Origin of the sequence: Clostridium gallinarum, assembly GCF_014836325.1 — a bacterium.
Taxonomy (GTDB): domain Bacteria; phylum Bacillota; class Clostridia; order Clostridiales; family Clostridiaceae; genus Clostridium; species Clostridium gallinarum.
The window spans coordinates 1-17204 of the sequence record NZ_JACSQZ010000034.1; the positions used below are offsets into that span (position 1 = coordinate 1).

19 protein-coding genes and 2 pseudogenes are annotated in these 17204 nt (G+C 28.2%); all 21 read right to left on the reverse strand.

Annotation, left to right across the window (positions count from 1 at the left end):
• A partial coding sequence (locus tag H9660_RS09960; RefSeq protein ID WP_191750232.1) for a substrate-binding periplasmic protein occupies positions 1-921 on the reverse strand: 921 nt, incomplete at its 3' end.
• A gap of 23 nt (positions 922-944) precedes the next feature.
• A complete protein-coding gene (locus H9660_RS09965; RefSeq protein ID WP_191750233.1) occupies positions 945-2549 on the reverse strand; it encodes an EAL domain-containing protein in 1605 nt (534 codons plus the stop codon).
• A gap of 406 nt (positions 2550-2955) precedes the next feature.
• Entirely contained in the window at positions 2956-3180 is a 225-nt protein-coding gene (locus H9660_RS09975) for a hypothetical protein (protein ID WP_191750235.1), read from the reverse strand.
• A 99-nt stretch (positions 3181-3279) separates the two neighbouring features.
• Positions 3280-3474: a hypothetical protein gene (locus tag H9660_RS09980; RefSeq protein WP_191750236.1), complete on the reverse strand. Its 195-nt coding sequence runs from the start codon at positions 3472-3474 to the stop codon at positions 3280-3282.
• On the reverse strand, positions 3474-4424 hold the full coding sequence (locus H9660_RS09985) for a polysaccharide lyase family 8 super-sandwich domain-containing protein (RefSeq protein WP_341479588.1): 951 nt from the start codon (positions 4422-4424) through the stop codon (positions 3474-3476). Before H9660_RS09985 ends, H9660_RS09980 begins: the two co-directional genes overlap by 1 nt.
• Positions 4390-5037 (reverse strand): annotated as a pseudogene (locus tag H9660_RS16320) (hypothetical protein). Before H9660_RS16320 ends, H9660_RS09985 begins: the two are co-directional and overlap by 35 nt.
• 108 nt (positions 5038-5145) lie before the next feature.
• Positions 5146-5352 (reverse strand): annotated as a pseudogene (locus H9660_RS16675) (hypothetical protein); the annotation flags it as partial.
• 147 nt (positions 5353-5499) lie between these two features.
• Positions 5500-5661 carry a hypothetical protein gene (locus H9660_RS10005; RefSeq protein ID WP_191750240.1) on the reverse strand — a complete coding sequence of 54 codons (162 nt, stop codon included), beginning with the start codon at positions 5659-5661 and terminating at the stop codon, positions 5500-5502.
• A 114-nt stretch (positions 5662-5775) separates the two neighbouring features.
• The gene (locus H9660_RS10010) at positions 5776-6573 is read right to left on the reverse strand and encodes a hypothetical protein (protein ID WP_191750241.1); all 798 of its coding nucleotides are present in this window, start codon (positions 6571-6573) and stop codon (positions 5776-5778) included.
• Positions 6574-6610: 37 nt separating this feature from the next.
• Positions 6611-8596: a heparinase II/III family protein gene (locus H9660_RS10015; RefSeq protein ID WP_191750242.1), complete on the reverse strand. Its 1986-nt coding sequence runs from the start codon at positions 8594-8596 to the stop codon at positions 6611-6613.
• 9 nt (positions 8597-8605) lie between these two features.
• Positions 8606-8878 carry a preprotein translocase subunit YajC gene (locus tag H9660_RS10020; RefSeq protein WP_191750243.1) on the reverse strand — a complete coding sequence of 91 codons (273 nt, stop codon included), beginning with the start codon at positions 8876-8878 and terminating at the stop codon, positions 8606-8608.
• 2 nt (positions 8879-8880) lie between these two features.
• Positions 8881-9291: a PTS sugar transporter subunit IIA gene (locus H9660_RS10025; RefSeq protein WP_191750244.1), complete on the reverse strand. Its 411-nt coding sequence runs from the start codon at positions 9289-9291 to the stop codon at positions 8881-8883.
• A gap of 11 nt (positions 9292-9302) precedes the next feature.
• A complete protein-coding gene (locus H9660_RS10030) occupies positions 9303-10118 on the reverse strand; it encodes a PTS system mannose/fructose/sorbose family transporter subunit IID (protein ID WP_191750245.1) in 816 nt (271 codons plus the stop codon).
• Entirely contained in the window at positions 10108-10917 is an 810-nt protein-coding gene (locus H9660_RS10035; protein WP_191750246.1) for a PTS mannose/fructose/sorbose/N-acetylgalactosamine transporter subunit IIC, read from the reverse strand. The genes H9660_RS10030 and H9660_RS10035 overlap by 11 nt, the downstream gene beginning before the upstream one ends.
• Positions 10918-10929: 12 nt before the next feature.
• Complete coding sequence (locus H9660_RS10040) at positions 10930-11430, reverse strand: PTS sugar transporter subunit IIB (RefSeq protein ID WP_191750247.1); 501 nt, start codon at positions 11428-11430, stop codon at positions 10930-10932.
• Between the two features lie 49 nt (positions 11431-11479).
• The gene (locus tag H9660_RS10045; RefSeq protein WP_191750248.1) at positions 11480-12667 is read right to left on the reverse strand and encodes a glycoside hydrolase family 88 protein; all 1188 of its coding nucleotides are present in this window, start codon (positions 12665-12667) and stop codon (positions 11480-11482) included.
• A 33-nt stretch (positions 12668-12700) separates the two neighbouring features.
• Positions 12701-13444 carry a GntR family transcriptional regulator gene (locus H9660_RS10050; RefSeq protein ID WP_191750249.1) on the reverse strand — a complete coding sequence of 248 codons (744 nt, stop codon included), beginning with the start codon at positions 13442-13444 and terminating at the stop codon, positions 12701-12703.
• A 92-nt stretch (positions 13445-13536) separates the two neighbouring features.
• The gene (locus tag H9660_RS10055) at positions 13537-14334 is read right to left on the reverse strand and encodes a gluconate 5-dehydrogenase (protein ID WP_191750250.1); all 798 of its coding nucleotides are present in this window, start codon (positions 14332-14334) and stop codon (positions 13537-13539) included.
• Positions 14335-14353: 19 nt separating this feature from the next.
• Positions 14354-15184 (reverse strand): 5-dehydro-4-deoxy-D-glucuronate isomerase, encoded by an 831-nt coding sequence (gene kduI / locus H9660_RS10060; protein ID WP_191750251.1) that lies wholly within the window; start codon positions 15182-15184, stop codon positions 14354-14356.
• 225 nt (positions 15185-15409) lie between these two features.
• A complete protein-coding gene (locus H9660_RS10065) occupies positions 15410-16351 on the reverse strand; it encodes a sugar kinase (protein ID WP_191750252.1) in 942 nt (313 codons plus the stop codon).
• Between the two features lie 38 nt (positions 16352-16389).
• The gene (locus tag H9660_RS10070) at positions 16390-17010 is read right to left on the reverse strand and encodes a bifunctional 4-hydroxy-2-oxoglutarate aldolase/2-dehydro-3-deoxy-phosphogluconate aldolase (RefSeq protein ID WP_191750253.1); all 621 of its coding nucleotides are present in this window, start codon (positions 17008-17010) and stop codon (positions 16390-16392) included.
• Between the last annotated feature and the right edge of the window lie 194 nt (positions 17011-17204).

Genomic DNA, 17204 nt, shown 5'->3' on the forward strand with positions numbered 1-17204 from the left:
CTTATAAATAGGTTTATAATAAATTAAATATTTATTATTTCTTATAAGGAATTTAACATATTCCTTATAAATATACCTTTTTATAATTGGAAATAATAGTATTACAGCTAAAATAATAGAAATAATCATTAATCCTATATTTAGAAATCTTTCTACTTTTTCTTTTCTTACTTTATCTTTTTCAAAATAACTATTATAAAGATTTTCTATCTTTTCTGGATCTTCACTATTAATTTTATTTATAGTCCTATCAATGGCATTTAATACCTCTTTATTACTTTTATTAGCTGCTATGTATACTTGTGAATCTATAAATTCATATATTTTTTTATAATTACTTTTCTTATATGCACTATCTAAAATCAAATCAATTGAACCATTATCTAATAATTTATTTATTTCTTCATAGCTATCACCATATACTAATTCTACTTCTATATTGCTAGCTTTAAAGAAATCTAATATCCAATCTGTAGCTCTTTCCCTTATTGCTCCAAATCTTAATCCATTTAATTCATTTAAGTTATATGAATCAATATCTTTATTTGTATATAAAGCAAGTTTTTCAAGTGCTATATGATTTACACTAAATATAACTTTTTCAGCTCTTGAAGGCGTTATAGTTATTCCAAGAGAAAAATCTATTTCTCCACTTGCAATTTTTTCAATAGATTCTAAATTATTAACTAAAACATACTCATATTTTAAATTCAACTCTTTAGCTATTAAATCAAAAAAATCTACATAATATCCTTTAAATACACCATTTTCATCAACTTCAGCATATGGACTAAAATCAATTAAACCTACCTTATATACTTTATCCTCAAAATTATTACTTTCTGCTTTTACTATTTTATTCACTGACAAAGTAGAAATCATTATTAACATAAACAAAAAAGCTTTTAAATTTATTTTCATAACTTCCTCCTTAGAAATATAAATTATAAAGCTTTAATTGCTTCTATTTCCATAGGCTTATTATAAAAATATCCTTGTACAAACACATTTTTACTATTAAAGCTTTTTATTATATTATCTTGTTCTTTACTCTCTATCCCTTCTAAAACAACAGATTTTTCACATTTCTCCGCTACCCTTAATATAAATAATATAGTTTCATTTTTTATTAAATGCTTTCCTAGTCCATCTACAAATTTTTTATCAACCTTTATAATATCTGCATCTAACTTTTCCAAAACATCTAAATTGGAATACTCTGTTCCAAAATCGTCTATAGCTATTTTAAAACCTGCATTTTTTAACCTAGATATATTGTTCATTATTTTATGTAAATCTTTTATTCCTACTCTCTCTACTATTTCTAAACAAATACTATTACTCTCTAATTTAGATTTCTTTAATATTTCTATAGCTTTGTCTACAAATTTATTGCTTTGAATTTCATCTATTGATAAATTAAGAGAAATATAGAAATTATCCTCAGTACTATTTGTGTATTTATAAATGTTTTTATAATCTTTTACTACCTTATTAATTATCCATATAGTTACATCAAATAACATATTATTTCTCTCAATTTCAGGTATAAACTTGGCTGGTGATATTATATTTCCCTTTTTGTCTTTTAATCTTAATAATCCCTCAAAGCCTACTATTTTTTCTTTTATAGGATCATATATTGGTTGATAATGTAATAAATATCTATTCTCTTTTAATCTTTTATTTATTTTCTTCCTTTTAAATATTTTTACCAAATATGGAATTCCGTAACTAATAAATAGTATCGTGAAAATTATACTTACAATAGATATTAATATTAATAATCTTTTCTCTATGTTTTCTCCACCTTTATCAAAGTAGCTATTATAAAGCTTTTCTATAGGATTGTCTTCATCTCTATTACATTCTGCTATTGCTTCATCTATTTTCGCTAATAAATCCTCACTTTCTTTATTAGCTGCTATATAAACTTGATCTCCTATAAATTCATATATTTTTTTATATCTGTTATTGCTAAAATTACTATCAACCATTAAATCTATTTTATCATCTTCCATAAACTCTTTTAATTCAGAATAATCCTTACCTACTACTGGAACAACATTTATACTAATAGCTTTAAAAAAATTAAAAACCCATTGTGACTTAACATTTTCAGCAATATATCCAAATCTTAATCCATTTAAATTTTCAAAATTAACAGAGTCTATTTTATTTTTATTACTGTAAAGTGCAAACCCCTCTAATGCAATACTATTTTTATTAAAAATAAACTTCTCCATTCTATCTTTTGTTATAGATGCTCCTAGAATTATATCTACATTTCTATTTTCTAAATTAGATAACCAATCTTTCATCTCACCTAAAACATATTCAACTTCAATATTCATTTTTTTAGAAATCAAATCAAATAATTCTACATAATACCCTTCTAATTCACCTTTAGAATTTAAATAAGCATATGGTTCTAAAGGAAATAATCCAACTTTAACAACATCATTTTTCTCTTCTGCATAAACATTTTTAGGTACTATGGTATTTATAATAAATATAACTAATAAAATAATAAATATCTTTTTATACAAATAAATCACCTTTGTTTTACTCTATAATTATTCTAATTTTAACCAATTTTTAATCAGAGTAATTATATCATATACTGTTAGATTATGCTATTATAAAAATAAGCGAAGTTAAAAAACTTCGCTTATTTTCTTTTTCTTAACATGAACCCTTTAGAAATGAGTAATGCTACAAATCCACATAAAGTAAATGTTGAAGCTCCTCCTGTTATAGGTAATTTACTATTAGACGCTTCATTATTATTACCTATATTATTTTCAAAAGATTCATTGTTATTGTCATTATTACTCTCAGATGATTCATTATTATTAAAATTATTATTATTTTTTAGCTTTAGATTATCTATTGCATTTCTTAAAACCTCTACAGCACTATCAATTTCTTTTTGACTTGAATTTCTATCTTCGTTTATTTTTTTGCACTATTTAATGCAAGCTCAAAATTACTTAAGCTATCCTTTGTATATTTTTCCGAAAAAATATTTTCTCCTTCTTTTATAATTTTTAAAATTTCTACTCTTAAAACTTTTTCAAGCTCACTAATAGCTTTTTTTAACTCTAAAATTGCATTATCAATCTCCTGTTGATTAGCATCATCAGAAAGTTTCTCTACACTTAATAATACTGTTATCATATTATTCCAACTTTTAGCTATATAATCACTTTCATTTAATTCTTTTGCTTCTGAAATAATTGTTTTTAAATCCTCAATAGTCCTTAGTTGGAAAGTTGCCTAAAATGAAGCTCTATTTGCTGATTTTGTATTAACTCTAATGTCTATTTTATCTTCATTTATATCCATAGCTATTCTTTCATCACTCGTTATTAATTTTGCATTAGGAATCTTTAACACTAAATGTATTTGTTCTAATCCAAAAGTAGGATCAGATACAGATAACTTCAGTGTATTATTTTCTTCTTCTACCATTAAGATGCTTGATTAAACGATGTAATATTTCCAACTGTTCTTTCTTCATTATCGAAAAAATTATATCCTGTAATATTTAAATCAGTTTGCTCTAAAGCATGAACAGATTCGCTATTTACTAATATATTTATCTTAGGATTTTCAGCATAATTACTTGTCATCTCCTTATCAAAATTAGGTAAAATAACATATGCATAGCTATCCTTTTCTTCACCACTACTATGATTGTATGTTAGTGTTGTAAATTGTGTTGTAACTTCTTTATCTGAATTTGCTTGTCTAATATCTCTTAGATTGGCAGTTCTCAATTCATTATTTATATTGATTTCTTTGCTATTCTGGAAGTAATAACCAATATTAGAATTATGCGAATCCGTTGAATAACTTATCCAATCTAAGTTGTTATATTTTCCATTTTCTAAAATACTTATATCATTAGAATCCTTACTCTTACCTTCTAAAACTACATTTTCAGATTCTAGTGACATAGGATTATCTAAAGTAGTAGTAACTCCTCTTTTAAGATCATCAATTATATTAGATCCTACTACAACAATTTCATCCTCAAACATAAACCAAGATTTATTTGCATTACAATTTTTATAAACTACAAAATCATCTGGTAATAAACCTAATTGTTTAGCTGCATATGCATTATCATCGCCAAGTTGCATAGCAGAAGTTCCATAAGTATCAAGAGTTGTTCCACCTGAATAATTATTTGTTCCTGGTAAATGGTATGAATCAACAGTTGCGATATAATTTACTCCATAAGATTCAGTTTGATTATTTCCTGATTGATATAAGTAAAAAGCCCCATCCCCTTGGAACCAAGGTTTTAAATTCTCCCCACTCATATACTCATATTTTGATATGCGCCTTGAACTTCTTGAAACTACAAACGAATATCCTTCTCTAGAACGAACTGTTTTTTCCCATAATATTGAAATCTATTATTGATTTAAGAGAAACAAATCCATTAGTTGATATAGAAACTTTACTTACATCATTAATATACTTTATATATGACTTTAAAGTCTTTGCTTTTTCTTCATCCATGGCTTCACTTAATTGAGTCATACATTCTACAATATCAACTGTATCAGCATATCCTGTAGTTACTATCGAAATTCCTCTTCCTTTAACTATCTCCATCATATATCCCTCATATATAACTGGTGCAAAAGCTTCATATATTCACAGTTCCATTTTATCTATTAAATCTTCATTACTCCATCTACTTCCATTTAAAGTAGAAATAACTTGCATACTTCTTTGAAGTAATACTTTACTATAATATCCTGTATATGAAACTCTATTATGTTGTATAAAGGATCCATCGGTTACACCATTAACTATATTATTAGGATCAATAGTCTCATAAATAGTCATCATATCACTTACTGCTTTTTCTATTCTTTTATCATCTTTTACCAAAGTCCCTTGAATTATTTTATTGAATTCTATATCAGCTAAATTAGAACCAGTATGGAAACGACTTTTTAAATCTATATCCCCATTTGTATTTCCATCTATTAATCCACCACGAATATAATTATCCATTTAAGAAATATATAAAGTAATAAGTTCTGGATTTAAAGAATTTATTTCATCTTCTAAAAGCATTAAAGTTTTAGTAATATTCTGAGGCATACCTATTTCCCAATGATATCAATTTCCGTAATATCCTTCAGAAGTTTTTGAGTAATAATTTGTATATAACCACTCTAAGCCTTGTATTATTTTATTTCTTAGATCTTCATTTTTATAATAAGTATTACCTTCTAAGCTAACACTATATAAAAGTGCCATTTCATATAATTTTAAATAGCTACTGTTCAAATTATCGGCTTTTTCTTGATTGTTTAATGGAAGTCCTCTAAATAATGTGTCTTCTTATTTGATATATTCGTTTAGATCTGATATGCCTTTTTTTATTATATTATTTATCTTAGAATTTAATAATGAATTGGAATTAATCTCTTCTGTCCCTACTAAAAAGGCATTATAATTGTTTTTTATAGTCTAAAAATCATTTTCAACTTTATTTACCTCTTTCGCCAAAACTTCAGAGCTAATAGTATATTTGTTTTCTTCTTTAACTATATTGACAGTATCTAGAACCGTAGGCGTTGCATAAGTTGTTGATAAAAGCAACGCAATTCCTGTTATAAATTCATTATTCATACTATCCCCCCAGATTCAAATTATTTTTAAATCGACAGTCGGAATACGTTTACATTTTCTTTTTAATAAAAAACTTACTAAGATTAATTAGTAAGTTTTTTATCCATTATATAACTATTTCCCTAAATCAATCCATCCCCAAGCTTCAATTTGTGTCAATGCTGGGAATTCTGATTCATCATCATTTTTTATTAAGTTTGATAATTTTATCCACTCAACCTTAGATTCTGGAATATCAAAATATTGACACTCTGTATTATTAGTTGTTTCAAATATCATTTCTTCTCCATTTGATAATGATAATTTAACACTTATCCAATAACTATCATGCGGATAATCTGCTCTTAAAAATAAACCTATTTTATTTATTAAAACTTCTCTTCCAAACTCAATAGTTATCTCCGCATCCTTTTGTTTGTTTATTCCCCAAGATTGATATGGCCATCTACCATGTCCATCAGTTACACAAATACCATCTATCGCATTACTTGCAAAGAATACAGATTCATTTCTAGTTTCTACATTTGCTAATGCATGAGGATAAACACCAATTGCATTCTTTTGATCTGAAGGATTCAAAGCTACATTTCTATATTGCTTCAATTCTTCTTTGCTAGGTTTCTCAACTGAAAAATAATGTCTATCTCCTTCAAAAGCACCAATTGGATAAGCTACCTTAGCTTCTTCAGTAAAAGGAAATTCATAATTCATTTCAGTACCTTTAAAATAAACTAATGATTTATCAATACATTTATTTATCTTAACCCATAAATATTCTCCTGGATTAGAGTTTATAATTCTTACTAAAGCTCCATCATCTAGAGTTCCCTTATATCCTAAATATACACGGTCTTCACTAAATGCTTCTTTAATTATCTCTCCACTTCCAGAAACTAATTGAATTTTTAACATATTACTATACTCCTTTTTACTATTAATTAAAGCTATATTATAAAAGCTTAATTCTCTTATTATCTTTATCAAAGACAGTTAATTTTCCAAAGATTCCTTGTCCTTTTTCACTATAATAAATCTTATCACCTTTAAAAGTATCAAAAGCACAATAGAATATTGAAAACTCATCATCACTATTTAAGCTTTTCACTTCAAAACCCACCATCTTATCCTTCTCAGCTTCTTCTGATTTACCATTTTGATGAACATATAAATTTTTAATCTCTACAGCATCTTTTTCATAAAAAGCTTCTACTTTAACTCCTCTATCTATAAAAGAAGACGTAGCTACTAACTTATCATTATTACATAACTGATTATATTTAATAGAGAAAATACTCTTTAATTTAACATAGTTTTCTCCTTCTAAGGATTCTAATACAAAGCTCATATTATCTGTTTCAATAATTGATTTTTCTCCTGCTTCAACACATTTGGCTGTTGGTTGAAGGTTGTATATTGAACGCCAATTATGCTCACCAGGATAATCAATTGCTGTAAATACAATTACAACATTCATTTTATTTTCTATGAAAGCAGTTCTTCTTACTGTATATAAATTTTTCTCTAAGATTTCTCCTCTTTCATTTTCTTTAATATTAGCTTTTCCAGACCATACACCTTCTAATGCTATATAATTACCTTTTTGGTTATAAGCATTTCCTATTGGATCTTGTACTTCAGCATAAGAAGAATCTCCACTAATTTTAAAGTCTTCCTTATTATCAACATCAACAGTATTATGCATCCATTGTTTTTTCAAACCTGTTCTTAATGGCGAATCATGCTTATAAGTAAATCTTCCTGGATCATTTACAATATCTTGTTTATTTAAATTAATTGTTAAACTACCAAGAGCTGCATGTCCATGAGCGCTTCCATGCCTTCCATTAAATAGCGTTATTAAATGATTCTCATCTTTATACGCTAAAAATCCACTATCTATTTGTTTAAAACATCCTTTAACTATAGAACTTTCTAAGTTGCTATACTTATCCTTATAATTACTTCCAACAAATAATATTCCCTTTTCATTATTTGAAGGAGCCTCAGTTGCTAAACCAAGGCATCTATATATACTATATACATATGAAAAATCAACATTATCACTATCATGTAAAGAAAGTAATTTTTCATTGTGATTTATATAGAACTCTGATGCAGCAACTAAAGGCTTTAATTTTTCTCTAATATTCATTGGAACACTATGATTTGTATATTCAGCATGCATCATAACATATGCTGTACTTAACACAACTTCATGGTGGTACATAGGACTTTGCTCCCATTGTACACCATCTTGATAAAATTGAATATCAAGCTGATCTTCTAGCAAGTCCCATGCCCATTTTCTATGCTCATCATCTACAAGCTCTGGGAATAAAATTGATACTGATAATACACCTGTAATCAATAAAACTCCCCAATTACTTAACAATTGTTTTGGTGTATAATCCCCATATAAAAATTCAACATGTATTTTTAGTGATTCTTCAAACTTCTTTATTTCCTCTTCAGTTAATTCTAAATCACTTCCTAAATATACAAGGCTTCTCATCCAGTTAGATAATCTTATACCTGTATCAAGATTACGCCAAGAATCCTTATTATATTCTGAAGGAATTCCATTATATTTAATGAAGTTAAAAAGATATTCCTTCCACTTCTCTATATACTTTTTATCTCCAGTAAGTCTATATGCAACTGCTAAATCAATCATAAATCCATTACGATTTAACATATAAGTCCATTCTGGATCTAAATTAGCACTCCTATTCCACTCAATTCCATCAAATGTATACGGAATTGAAGTTGCCTCCATATCCATAGGATCATTATAAAGCATTACTTTTTTACAAAGTAAATCACCTTGAAACTTTGCTCTTTTTATTTCTTTTTTACAATTATCATTAACAAGGTTCTTCCAATTACCTGATAAAAAGTCATTACTATATTTATTAATTAAATCAAAAGTTATCATAATTTACCCTCAACTTCTTCCTATAATACTAGATGGCAGAACTTTTATTATAACCCCTTTACTTATTTCAATAGAATAACATTCTTCACTCTTTTCTTTTAAAGTTCCAAAAATACCAGAGTTTAATACTACCTTATCTCCAGTATTAAGCTTATTAAGAAAATCAGAATGTTTTTTATTATTTTCTTGTATTCCCTTATATTTAATAATAGGAGATATAATAAAATAAACTAAAAACATTACACCAATCAATACTATAAATATTATATTTTGAGTATTCATACTTACATCATCCTAGGGCATAATAAAGTTGTTGTTTCTTTACATTCCTCAATAGAATTAAGTATCGAATCTTGCATTTCATCATCTGATACTTCACCAATACAACATTTCATTGCTAAGTCTACAACTAAAGCAAGATTAACTCCTGAAATAACATATTGATTTATTTTTCCACCTTCTAATATTAAACGAGCTGCTATTTGATGTGGTGCTCCACCTGTTAAGTCCGCAAGAACTACCACTTTATCATTATTATCCAATAACTCTTTTAACTTCTTTTCAAAGCCTTCATGTGTTTCGTTTTCATCCAAATCAAAACTACATATATTTTCATTTTTTCCCACTAATAAAGATGCTGCTGATAAAACTCCACTTGGAAAATTACCATGTCCTACAATCACTAATTTATACATATTAAATCCTCCTAAACTAAAATACCAAAGTATGAAAGCCCTATACCTAATGCAAATAATAAAGCTAATAATTTATATGTTGACCATTTATATTTTTTTACTAATGTAAATACTGCTATAGTAATAATAGCTGGTAGCATATTTGGAAGTATTTTATCTAAAATTGTTTGAATAGATACAACTTGTTCTTCTCCAGATGCAAGTGTAGTAGCATATTGTATACCTATCTTAGCTTTTACAAAGCTAACTGATAATGCAGATATAACTGTAACACCTACTATACTAGCAGCACTAGAAACTTGACCAATTTTTTCACTTAAAGTATCTATTACACTTGTTCCTAACTTATAACCTAAATATCCCATTCCTAATTTAAGTAATAACATAGAAATTAACATAGTTACCCAGAAAGCCATTGGAGCAAAAGTTAATCCATCCATAGCTAAACCAGCAAAAATAGTTGAGAATAATGGTGCTAATCCAAATTGGCAAATTGAATCTCCTATTCCTGCTAAAGGTCCCATTAATGCCATCTTTATACTACGTGAATTTTCTATATCTTCACCATGATCATACATTGCTATGTGCATGCTTGTTTCAAATGGTAAAACATGAGGGTTTATATTATAAAACTCAATATTAGATGCAGCAACTTCTTTTAATTTTTCAGGATCATTCTTATAAATCTTTTTTAATGCTGGAAGAATTAAGAATAAATATCCTGTTCCTTGATATGAATTATAGTTAAATCCATTTTGTAAAAAATAACTTCTAAGAGTTGTCTTTAAATAATCTTTTTGTGTTAATACAGGTTTTCTAGATTCCATTTGAAAAATCCTCCTCATCAGAAACATTAACAGCATTAGCAGTTGCTACTGTGTTTTGTGCATTATTAGTATTTAAATTATACATAATTAAAGCGAATACTGCCCCAACTAAAGCTATAGCCATAGTTGGTAATCCTAAATATGATGCACAAATATATCCTAATAAAACATATGGTATTAATTCTTTTTTAATCATAACTGACATGATCATTGCAAATCCAATTGCAGGTATAAGTCCTCCGGCTACTGAGAATCCTGTTATTAACCAATCTGGTAATATATTAACAAATGCTTGTAAAGCTGGTAAACTTATAGCTGATGTAACACCTATAATAAATCCTACTACTGCGAATGCAATTATAGTGCTATTTGCAAGTAAATTAAATTTACTATACTTTCCTTCTTTTATTAATTTCTTAGCAGTATCTGTTGTTCCTGCTAAAGCAGTATATATAGCAGTTGTAACTAATTGGAATAATACAGCAAATGGGAATGATAAAGATAAAGCAGATTCAGGAGTAACTCCTTGATTCTTTAAAGTAATAGCCATAATTGTTCCTATTATTCCAGGTCCTAATTGGTTTGGAGGAACTGTTCCACCAGCACCAGCACCAAATCCCATGAATGCTAGTTCAGCTAAAGCACCAAATGTTAAAGCTGTAGGAATATCTCCTAGAACAAGACCTACGAAAAATGCCATAACTATTGAACGATTTGTATAAATCCCTAATAGTTGTCCTGAATAACAAAATGCAGTAATTAAGCCGATTAAAATTGCTTGAGTTATTGATATTTCCATGTTTTTCTCCCCCTATTTTAGAGCATTATTTAAAGCATCTATAGATTTAACACCATCGTCTGAAACTGGTGATGTTTTTGTATTAAACTTTACATGATATTTATCTCTTAATATACGTAATGCTTCTTTATCTTCTTCACCTAAATAAATAAATTGAGAAATTTTTTCTTTCCCTTCAGCTGCATGAACATTCCCTATATTCAATTCTTCTATAGGGAATCCACCTTCTGCTAATCTAAGTGCATCTTGGCAAGACTTAACAACTGTAAAAATAGTTTGATGTGGAGCTGCCTTAAAAATCACTTCATTAGTTCTATCAATTGTCCAGAAACGCATTCCAACATCTTTAGAAACAATCGATTTCATTAAAGTTTGTTGAATGTTATCTGTTGAAACTTTATCGTTTGCAACTATTACTAAATTAGCTCCTAAACTTTTAATCCATAATTGTCCTTGTCCATGTATTAATCTTTCATCAACACGTACCATTTTGATATTTGGCTTATTTTCCATATTAATTCCTCCATTGTAAAATTATTTATTAATTTATTATTTTTTTAATTTACCAATACATTTCCCAATCCTTATAAAATCTAATTAAGGCTTCCATGTAAAAATAGTCACCCCAAATATTACCTTCATCTACACCTTTGCCTGAATGCCAAGAATAAACTCCGTGATTTATAAGTGCTGCAGCTCCATCTGTCAAGTCATCAGTATAATTCTTTATTAAACTGCCTAACATTGCATGTTGTACATATCTATAGACATTCTTCATTTCATTGGTTTCTGGTAGGAACTTGTCCATTAAATTTAATCCACAAACTGCAATAGCTGCTGAAGATGAATCTCTTGATTGTCCCGAACCATCATTGAAAATTAAGTCCCAATAACATACAAAATCATCTGGTAATCTATTTATAAAGTAATTAGATACTGCTTCAAAAATGTTTACATTTTCTTCATTCATATCATGGAAATAGTTTAATGCTATTCCGTATATTATCCACGCTTGGCCTCTTGCCCAACTTGAATCATCTGAATATCCTTGTCTAGTTTTACCACCAACAGGCTTTCCAGTCTCAGTATCAAAATAGAAGGTATGATATGCAGAAGCATTATCTCTAACTGCATTTGCTATAGTTGTTCTAAAGTGCTTCTTAGCAATTTCCTTATACTTTTCATCCCCACTTACTTCTGTTGCCCAATATAATAAAGGAATATTTAAAAGACAATCTACAATTAATCTATAATTATCAGCTGCCCCTAATTCTCCCCAAGCCTGAATAAATTCGCCCTTCTCTTGGTAACGTTTAATCAATGCATCTGCAGCCATAACAGCTGCATCATAAGCCATTTGGTTACCTGTTAATTTATAAGCACTTACACAAGAAGGAATGTAAAGGAAGCCTAAGTCATGATGAGCAACTTCTATATTATTTACAATTCTGTTATAAAAAGATTCAACATTTTTCTCTGCTAACTCTTTATATTTATTATCCTTTGTGTATTCATAAGCTAACCATAGAATTCCAGTCCAAAATCCATTAGTCCACTCAGTATTATCCATAACTTCATATGTATTATTCTTAGTAGCTGGAGTTGGGAAGTTTTCTCCAAATATTTCAATATTTCTATCTATCTTTTTTATACATTTATCTAGTGCTTTTATAATGGTTTCCTTAGTTAGGAAACCATTATTAAAATAACGTTCACTTTTAAGTAACGGTTCTTTTATAATGTTACGCATATTTTCCAAAACTCCTTAATGTCAAATTTTTAATTAGACATTATCTTCAGTTTGAATTTCTATGGAATAAAATTTATAATTTATATAATTTCTTGCAAATTCAAATGGTATTTGAGCAGGATAGTATGTAATTCTATCTGATTTATACACTGGTGTATTTTCATCTAAAATTAAAGATTCAGCTACACTTTTATCTTTAATAGGAAATTCTACTTCTATTTTTTGTTTCATAGGTAAAGTCATTAAATTTATTCCTAAGGCTTTATTTAACTCATCCGAAAATCTATCATCTTCATTTAAATTATTATAGTCAAAATTCTTTAAATATTTTTTTGGAATATAGCTATTTTGTATTTGCCATGGTGTATCATTAACATAACTTACCCTACAAAATTGAACTAAAACTTCATTAGTTCTAACCTTTAACTTTTCAGCAATTTCACTATCTTCTATTTCTTTTACAAATATAATCTTTTTACTTTCTACTATCCTTTTCTCAGAATACTTATTTTTAAACTCTTCAATTATTGGGCTACCTTCATCAAAGAAAGCACGTCTATGCTTAAATGACTTTCTTACATAAGTTCCCTCTCCTTGTTTTCTAATAAGGTAGCCACTTAAAACTAAATCTTGAAGAGCTCTAACAACTGTAGTACTACTAACGTTGTAAAGTTTTTTTAACTCTCCCTCTGAATAAATTTTATCTCCAGGCTTAAACTTTTTCTCTTCAATCATCTGAATAATGTCTTGCTTTATAATTTCATATTTTGCAATCATTTCTCTTAACTCCTTAATAATATAACATGTTAATATAATATATCATATTATATGTTATATTATATCGGCATTCAAGTATACACAGTATATTTTTATGCTTCTGGTTGCTTTCCTATAGAAGCAAGTATTCCACCATCTACATATAAGATGTGTCCATTTACAAAATTAGAAGCATCTGATGCTAAGAATACTGTAGGTCCAATTAAATCATCTGTAGTTCCCCAACGAGCTGCTGGTGTTTTAGAAATAATAAAATCATTAAATGGATTTCCTTCAACTCTTAATGGTGCTGTTTGTGGTGTTTCAATATATCCTGGTCCTATACCATTACATTGAATATTACTTTCACCATACTCTGCACATATATTCTTTGTTAGCATTTTTAATCCACCTTTTGCAGATGCATAAGCACTAACCGTTTCACGACCTAATTCACTCATCATAGAACATATATTAATTATTTTTCCATGACCTTTTTTAATCATAGAAGGTATTACTGCTTTAGAAACAATAAAAGGTGCATTTAAATCTACATCTATAACTCTTCTAAAATCAGCTGCTGACATTTCTGTCATTGGAATTCTTTTTATTATTCCAGCATTATTAACTAAAATATCAATAACTCCAACTTCCTCTTCTATTCTCTTAACTAAAGCTTGTACTGCATCTTCATCAGTTACATCGCATACATATCCTTTAGCTTCTATTCCATCTGCCTTATATGCAGCTATTCCCTTATTAATTAAATCTTCATTTATATCATTAAAAACTATTGTGGCTCCTGCTTTTGCTAGACCTGATGCAATTGCATATCCAATTCCATATGAAGCTCCAGTTATCAGTGCTACTTTTCCTTCTAATGAAAAATTATTCATATTAAAATTACTCATTAATTTTTATCCTCCTATTTTACTTTAAATCATCCATTGAAACCATATCCATATCATCGTATGTTATGTTTTCACCACACATTGCCCATATAAATGTATAGTTGCTTGTACCTACTCCTGAGTGTATTGACCAACTTGGAGAAATAACAGCTTCTTCATTTCCAACAACAATATGTTTAGTTTCATCTGCTTTACCCATTAGGTGGAAAACTTTTGTATCTTCATTCATATCAAAATATAAATAAGTTTCCATACGTCTTTCATGAGTATGACATGGCATTGTATTCCATGCACTACCTTCTTCAAGAATTGTATATCCCATTTGTAATTGACAACTTTCACACACATTTGGATGAATGTATTGGAATATCTTTCTCTTATTTAATGTTTTTCCTTCACCAACAACTCTTGGTGTAATATTATCTATACTTATTTTTACATTTGGATATTTGTGATGAGCTGGTGTTGATACAACATAAAACTTTGCTAAGTTATTTAAATCATTAGATTTAAATACTACTTGCTTTGTTTCCTTCCCAATATAATATCCATCTTGTTTTTTCATTTCTTCTTCTTTACCATCTATAATTATAGTTCCAGGACCACCTATGTTAATTATTCCAAGTTCACGACGTTCTAAGAAATAATCTACTCCAAGTTCTTTTGAAAGCACTATTTCTAAAGGCTTATCCTTAGGTGTTACCCCTCCAAATATTTGACGATCGTAGTGTAGGTAAGTTAAGCAAACTTCTCCTGGTACAAATATCTTTTCTTGTAAAAACTCACTACGTAATTCTTCTGTTGAATAATGCGCTATATCCTTAGGACTATGTGCATATCTAGTTTCCATTTAAACCTCTCCTTTCTCCGTGTTAACCACTTAACACATTAAGATGTTAATATTATATTACTACCTTTTGAAACCGTCGTCAATAACTTTCAGAAAATTTTTTATAAAAAAACTAATTCGTATGTAAACATTTTAGCTACACCAATAAAATACACCTATATAATTTAAATTATTTCTCCGTATTATCTAAAAAATAACTCAAACTATTAGGTGTACTTTAAATTCTTATATTCTTTTTTCTATAAATTCTTTTAATTCTTCTTGTGTAGGTAGCCCCTCATTATCACTTAAATGCGTAACTTGAATTGCTCCAATTGCATTTCCTCTTATAACACATTCTTTAATTGATAAACATTCTAATTTACCACTTAACACCCCTACAGCAAATCCATCTCCAGCGCCTACTGTATCTACTACTTTTTCAACTTTAAATCCTGGTTGCTCAAAACTATCATTTCCACTTCTTACATAAGCGCCCTTACTGCCATTTTTTATAATAACTTCATTAACTCCAATATTTTGATAAAAATCTGCTATTTTTTCTACATCATCACTTCCAGTTAATATTAAACCCTCAGCTACTCCTGGCAATATCAAATCACAATTTCGAGCCAAATCATTTAAAACCCTAATCATAGTTTCTTCATTTTCCCATAAAGCAGGTCTTAAGTTTGGATCAAAAGTAATATATATTCCCTTTTCCTTAGCTCTCTCAATTAATCTATATGTAGCTTCCCTACAACTTATAGATAAAGCTGGTGGTATTCCAGTTACATGAAGAAGATCAACTCCTTCAAAATTAATATTATCAATATCCTCTGGAGTAATATGAGAAAATGCTGATCCCTTTCTATAATAAGCTGTTACAGGATCCCCCTCTGAAACCTTACTTTTAAACATTAATCCAGTTTTATTAACATTATCAAAAGATATAAACTCAGTTCCTATATTTTCTTTATCAATAAACTTTTTAATATATAAACCTAATGGATCACTACCTAATTTAGTTATATATGAAACTTCATTCCCTAATCTTACAAGGCCTGTACAAACATTAAGTTCTGCACCAGCTACTGACTTTTCAAATATATTTACATCTTCTAAATCTCCTTCAATTTGAGATGTAAATAAAGCCATAGGCTCTCCAAATAATAATACTTTACTCATATTGCCCTCTCTCCCTAATAATAATTTAAATTTATTTATTACTTAGTAGCTTGTATTAATCTTTCACAACGTTCTTTTAATAAATCAAGATTAGAAGAATTTATTCCCTTAGTTAAATATCCTCCAAATCCAGTAGCATATGCACCATTTTTAAACCACTCTTTAACATTCTTATCATCAACTCCACCTGTTGGCATCATTTCAATAAATGGCATAGGTGCCTTAATTCCCTTAATCATACTCATTGAAATACAATCTCCTGGGAATAGCTTAACTACATCACTTCCAGCTAGATATGAATTATAAACTTCTGTTGGTGTTGCAGCTCCCATTGAACAAAAAACATCTTTTTCTCTACAATAAGCTCCAACTTCTTCTACAATACAAGGTGATACTATAAAATCAGCCCCATTATCTATTGCAAGCTTTGCTTGCTCTTTAGATAATACTGTTCCAGCACCTATAAGTGCATTAGGTACTTCATTTTTTAAATCACAAATTAATTTTTCTGCATTAGGAATACTAAATGTAATTTCTAAGGATGTAATTCCTGATTCTATAATAGCTTTACATATAAGCTTTGATTCTTCAATATCATTTCCTCTAATTACTGCAATCAATTGATTCTTCATTAATTCTTTAACTTCTTTTTTATTCATATAACTCTCTCCTTTTCATATCTATCTTCATAGAAATATCAAGTTATAAAAACTTGTACTCTTTTAAATCTCAATAACAGTTTTAAGCTTAACATATTAACCTGTTAATATTATATATCTACCATTATTTAGTGTCAATGTATTTGAAAATTATTCTCTTCTTATATTAACTGCTAAGAAATAATACCTTTAAA

Coding starts and splice junctions, on each gene's coding strand:
- H9660_RS09975 (WP_191750235.1), bottom strand. CDS start 3,180: ATGATAACAGTATTATTAAGTGTAGAGAAACTTTCTGATGATGCTAAT.
- H9660_RS09980 (WP_191750236.1), bottom strand. CDS start 3,474: ATGGTAGAAGAAGAAAATAATACACTGAAGTTATCTGTATCTGATCCT.
- H9660_RS10005 (WP_191750240.1), bottom strand. CDS start 5,661: ATGAATAATGAATTTATAACAGGAATTGCGTTGCTTTTATCAACAACT.
- H9660_RS10010 (WP_191750241.1), bottom strand. CDS start 6,573: ATGTTAAAAATTCAATTAGTTTCTGGAAGTGGAGAGATAATTAAAGAA.
- H9660_RS10015 (WP_191750242.1), bottom strand. CDS start 8,596: ATGATAACTTTTGATTTAATTAATAAATATAGTAATGACTTTTTATCA.
- H9660_RS10020 (WP_191750243.1), bottom strand. CDS start 8,878: ATGAATACTCAAAATATAATATTTATAGTATTGATTGGTGTAATGTTT.
- H9660_RS10025 (WP_191750244.1), bottom strand. CDS start 9,291: ATGTATAAATTAGTGATTGTAGGACATGGTAATTTTCCAAGTGGAGTT.
- H9660_RS10030 (WP_191750245.1), bottom strand. CDS start 10,118: ATGGAATCTAGAAAACCTGTATTAACACAAAAAGATTATTTAAAGACA.
- H9660_RS10035 (WP_191750246.1), bottom strand. CDS start 10,917: ATGGAAATATCAATAACTCAAGCAATTTTAATCGGCTTAATTACTGCA.
- H9660_RS10040 (WP_191750247.1), bottom strand. CDS start 11,430: ATGGAAAATAAGCCAAATATCAAAATGGTACGTGTTGATGAAAGATTA.
- H9660_RS10045 (WP_191750248.1), bottom strand. CDS start 12,667: ATGCGTAACATTATAAAAGAACCGTTACTTAAAAGTGAACGTTATTTT.
- H9660_RS10050 (WP_191750249.1), bottom strand. CDS start 13,444: ATGATTGCAAAATATGAAATTATAAAGCAAGACATTATTCAGATGATT.
- H9660_RS10055 (WP_191750250.1), bottom strand. CDS start 14,334: ATGAGTAATTTTAATATGAATAATTTTTCATTAGAAGGAAAAGTAGCA.
- kduI (WP_191750251.1), bottom strand. CDS start 15,184: ATGGAAACTAGATATGCACATAGTCCTAAGGATATAGCGCATTATTCA.
- H9660_RS10065 (WP_191750252.1), bottom strand. CDS start 16,351: ATGAGTAAAGTATTATTATTTGGAGAGCCTATGGCTTTATTTACATCT.
- H9660_RS10070 (WP_191750253.1), bottom strand. CDS start 17,010: ATGAATAAAAAAGAAGTTAAAGAATTAATGAAGAATCAATTGATTGCA.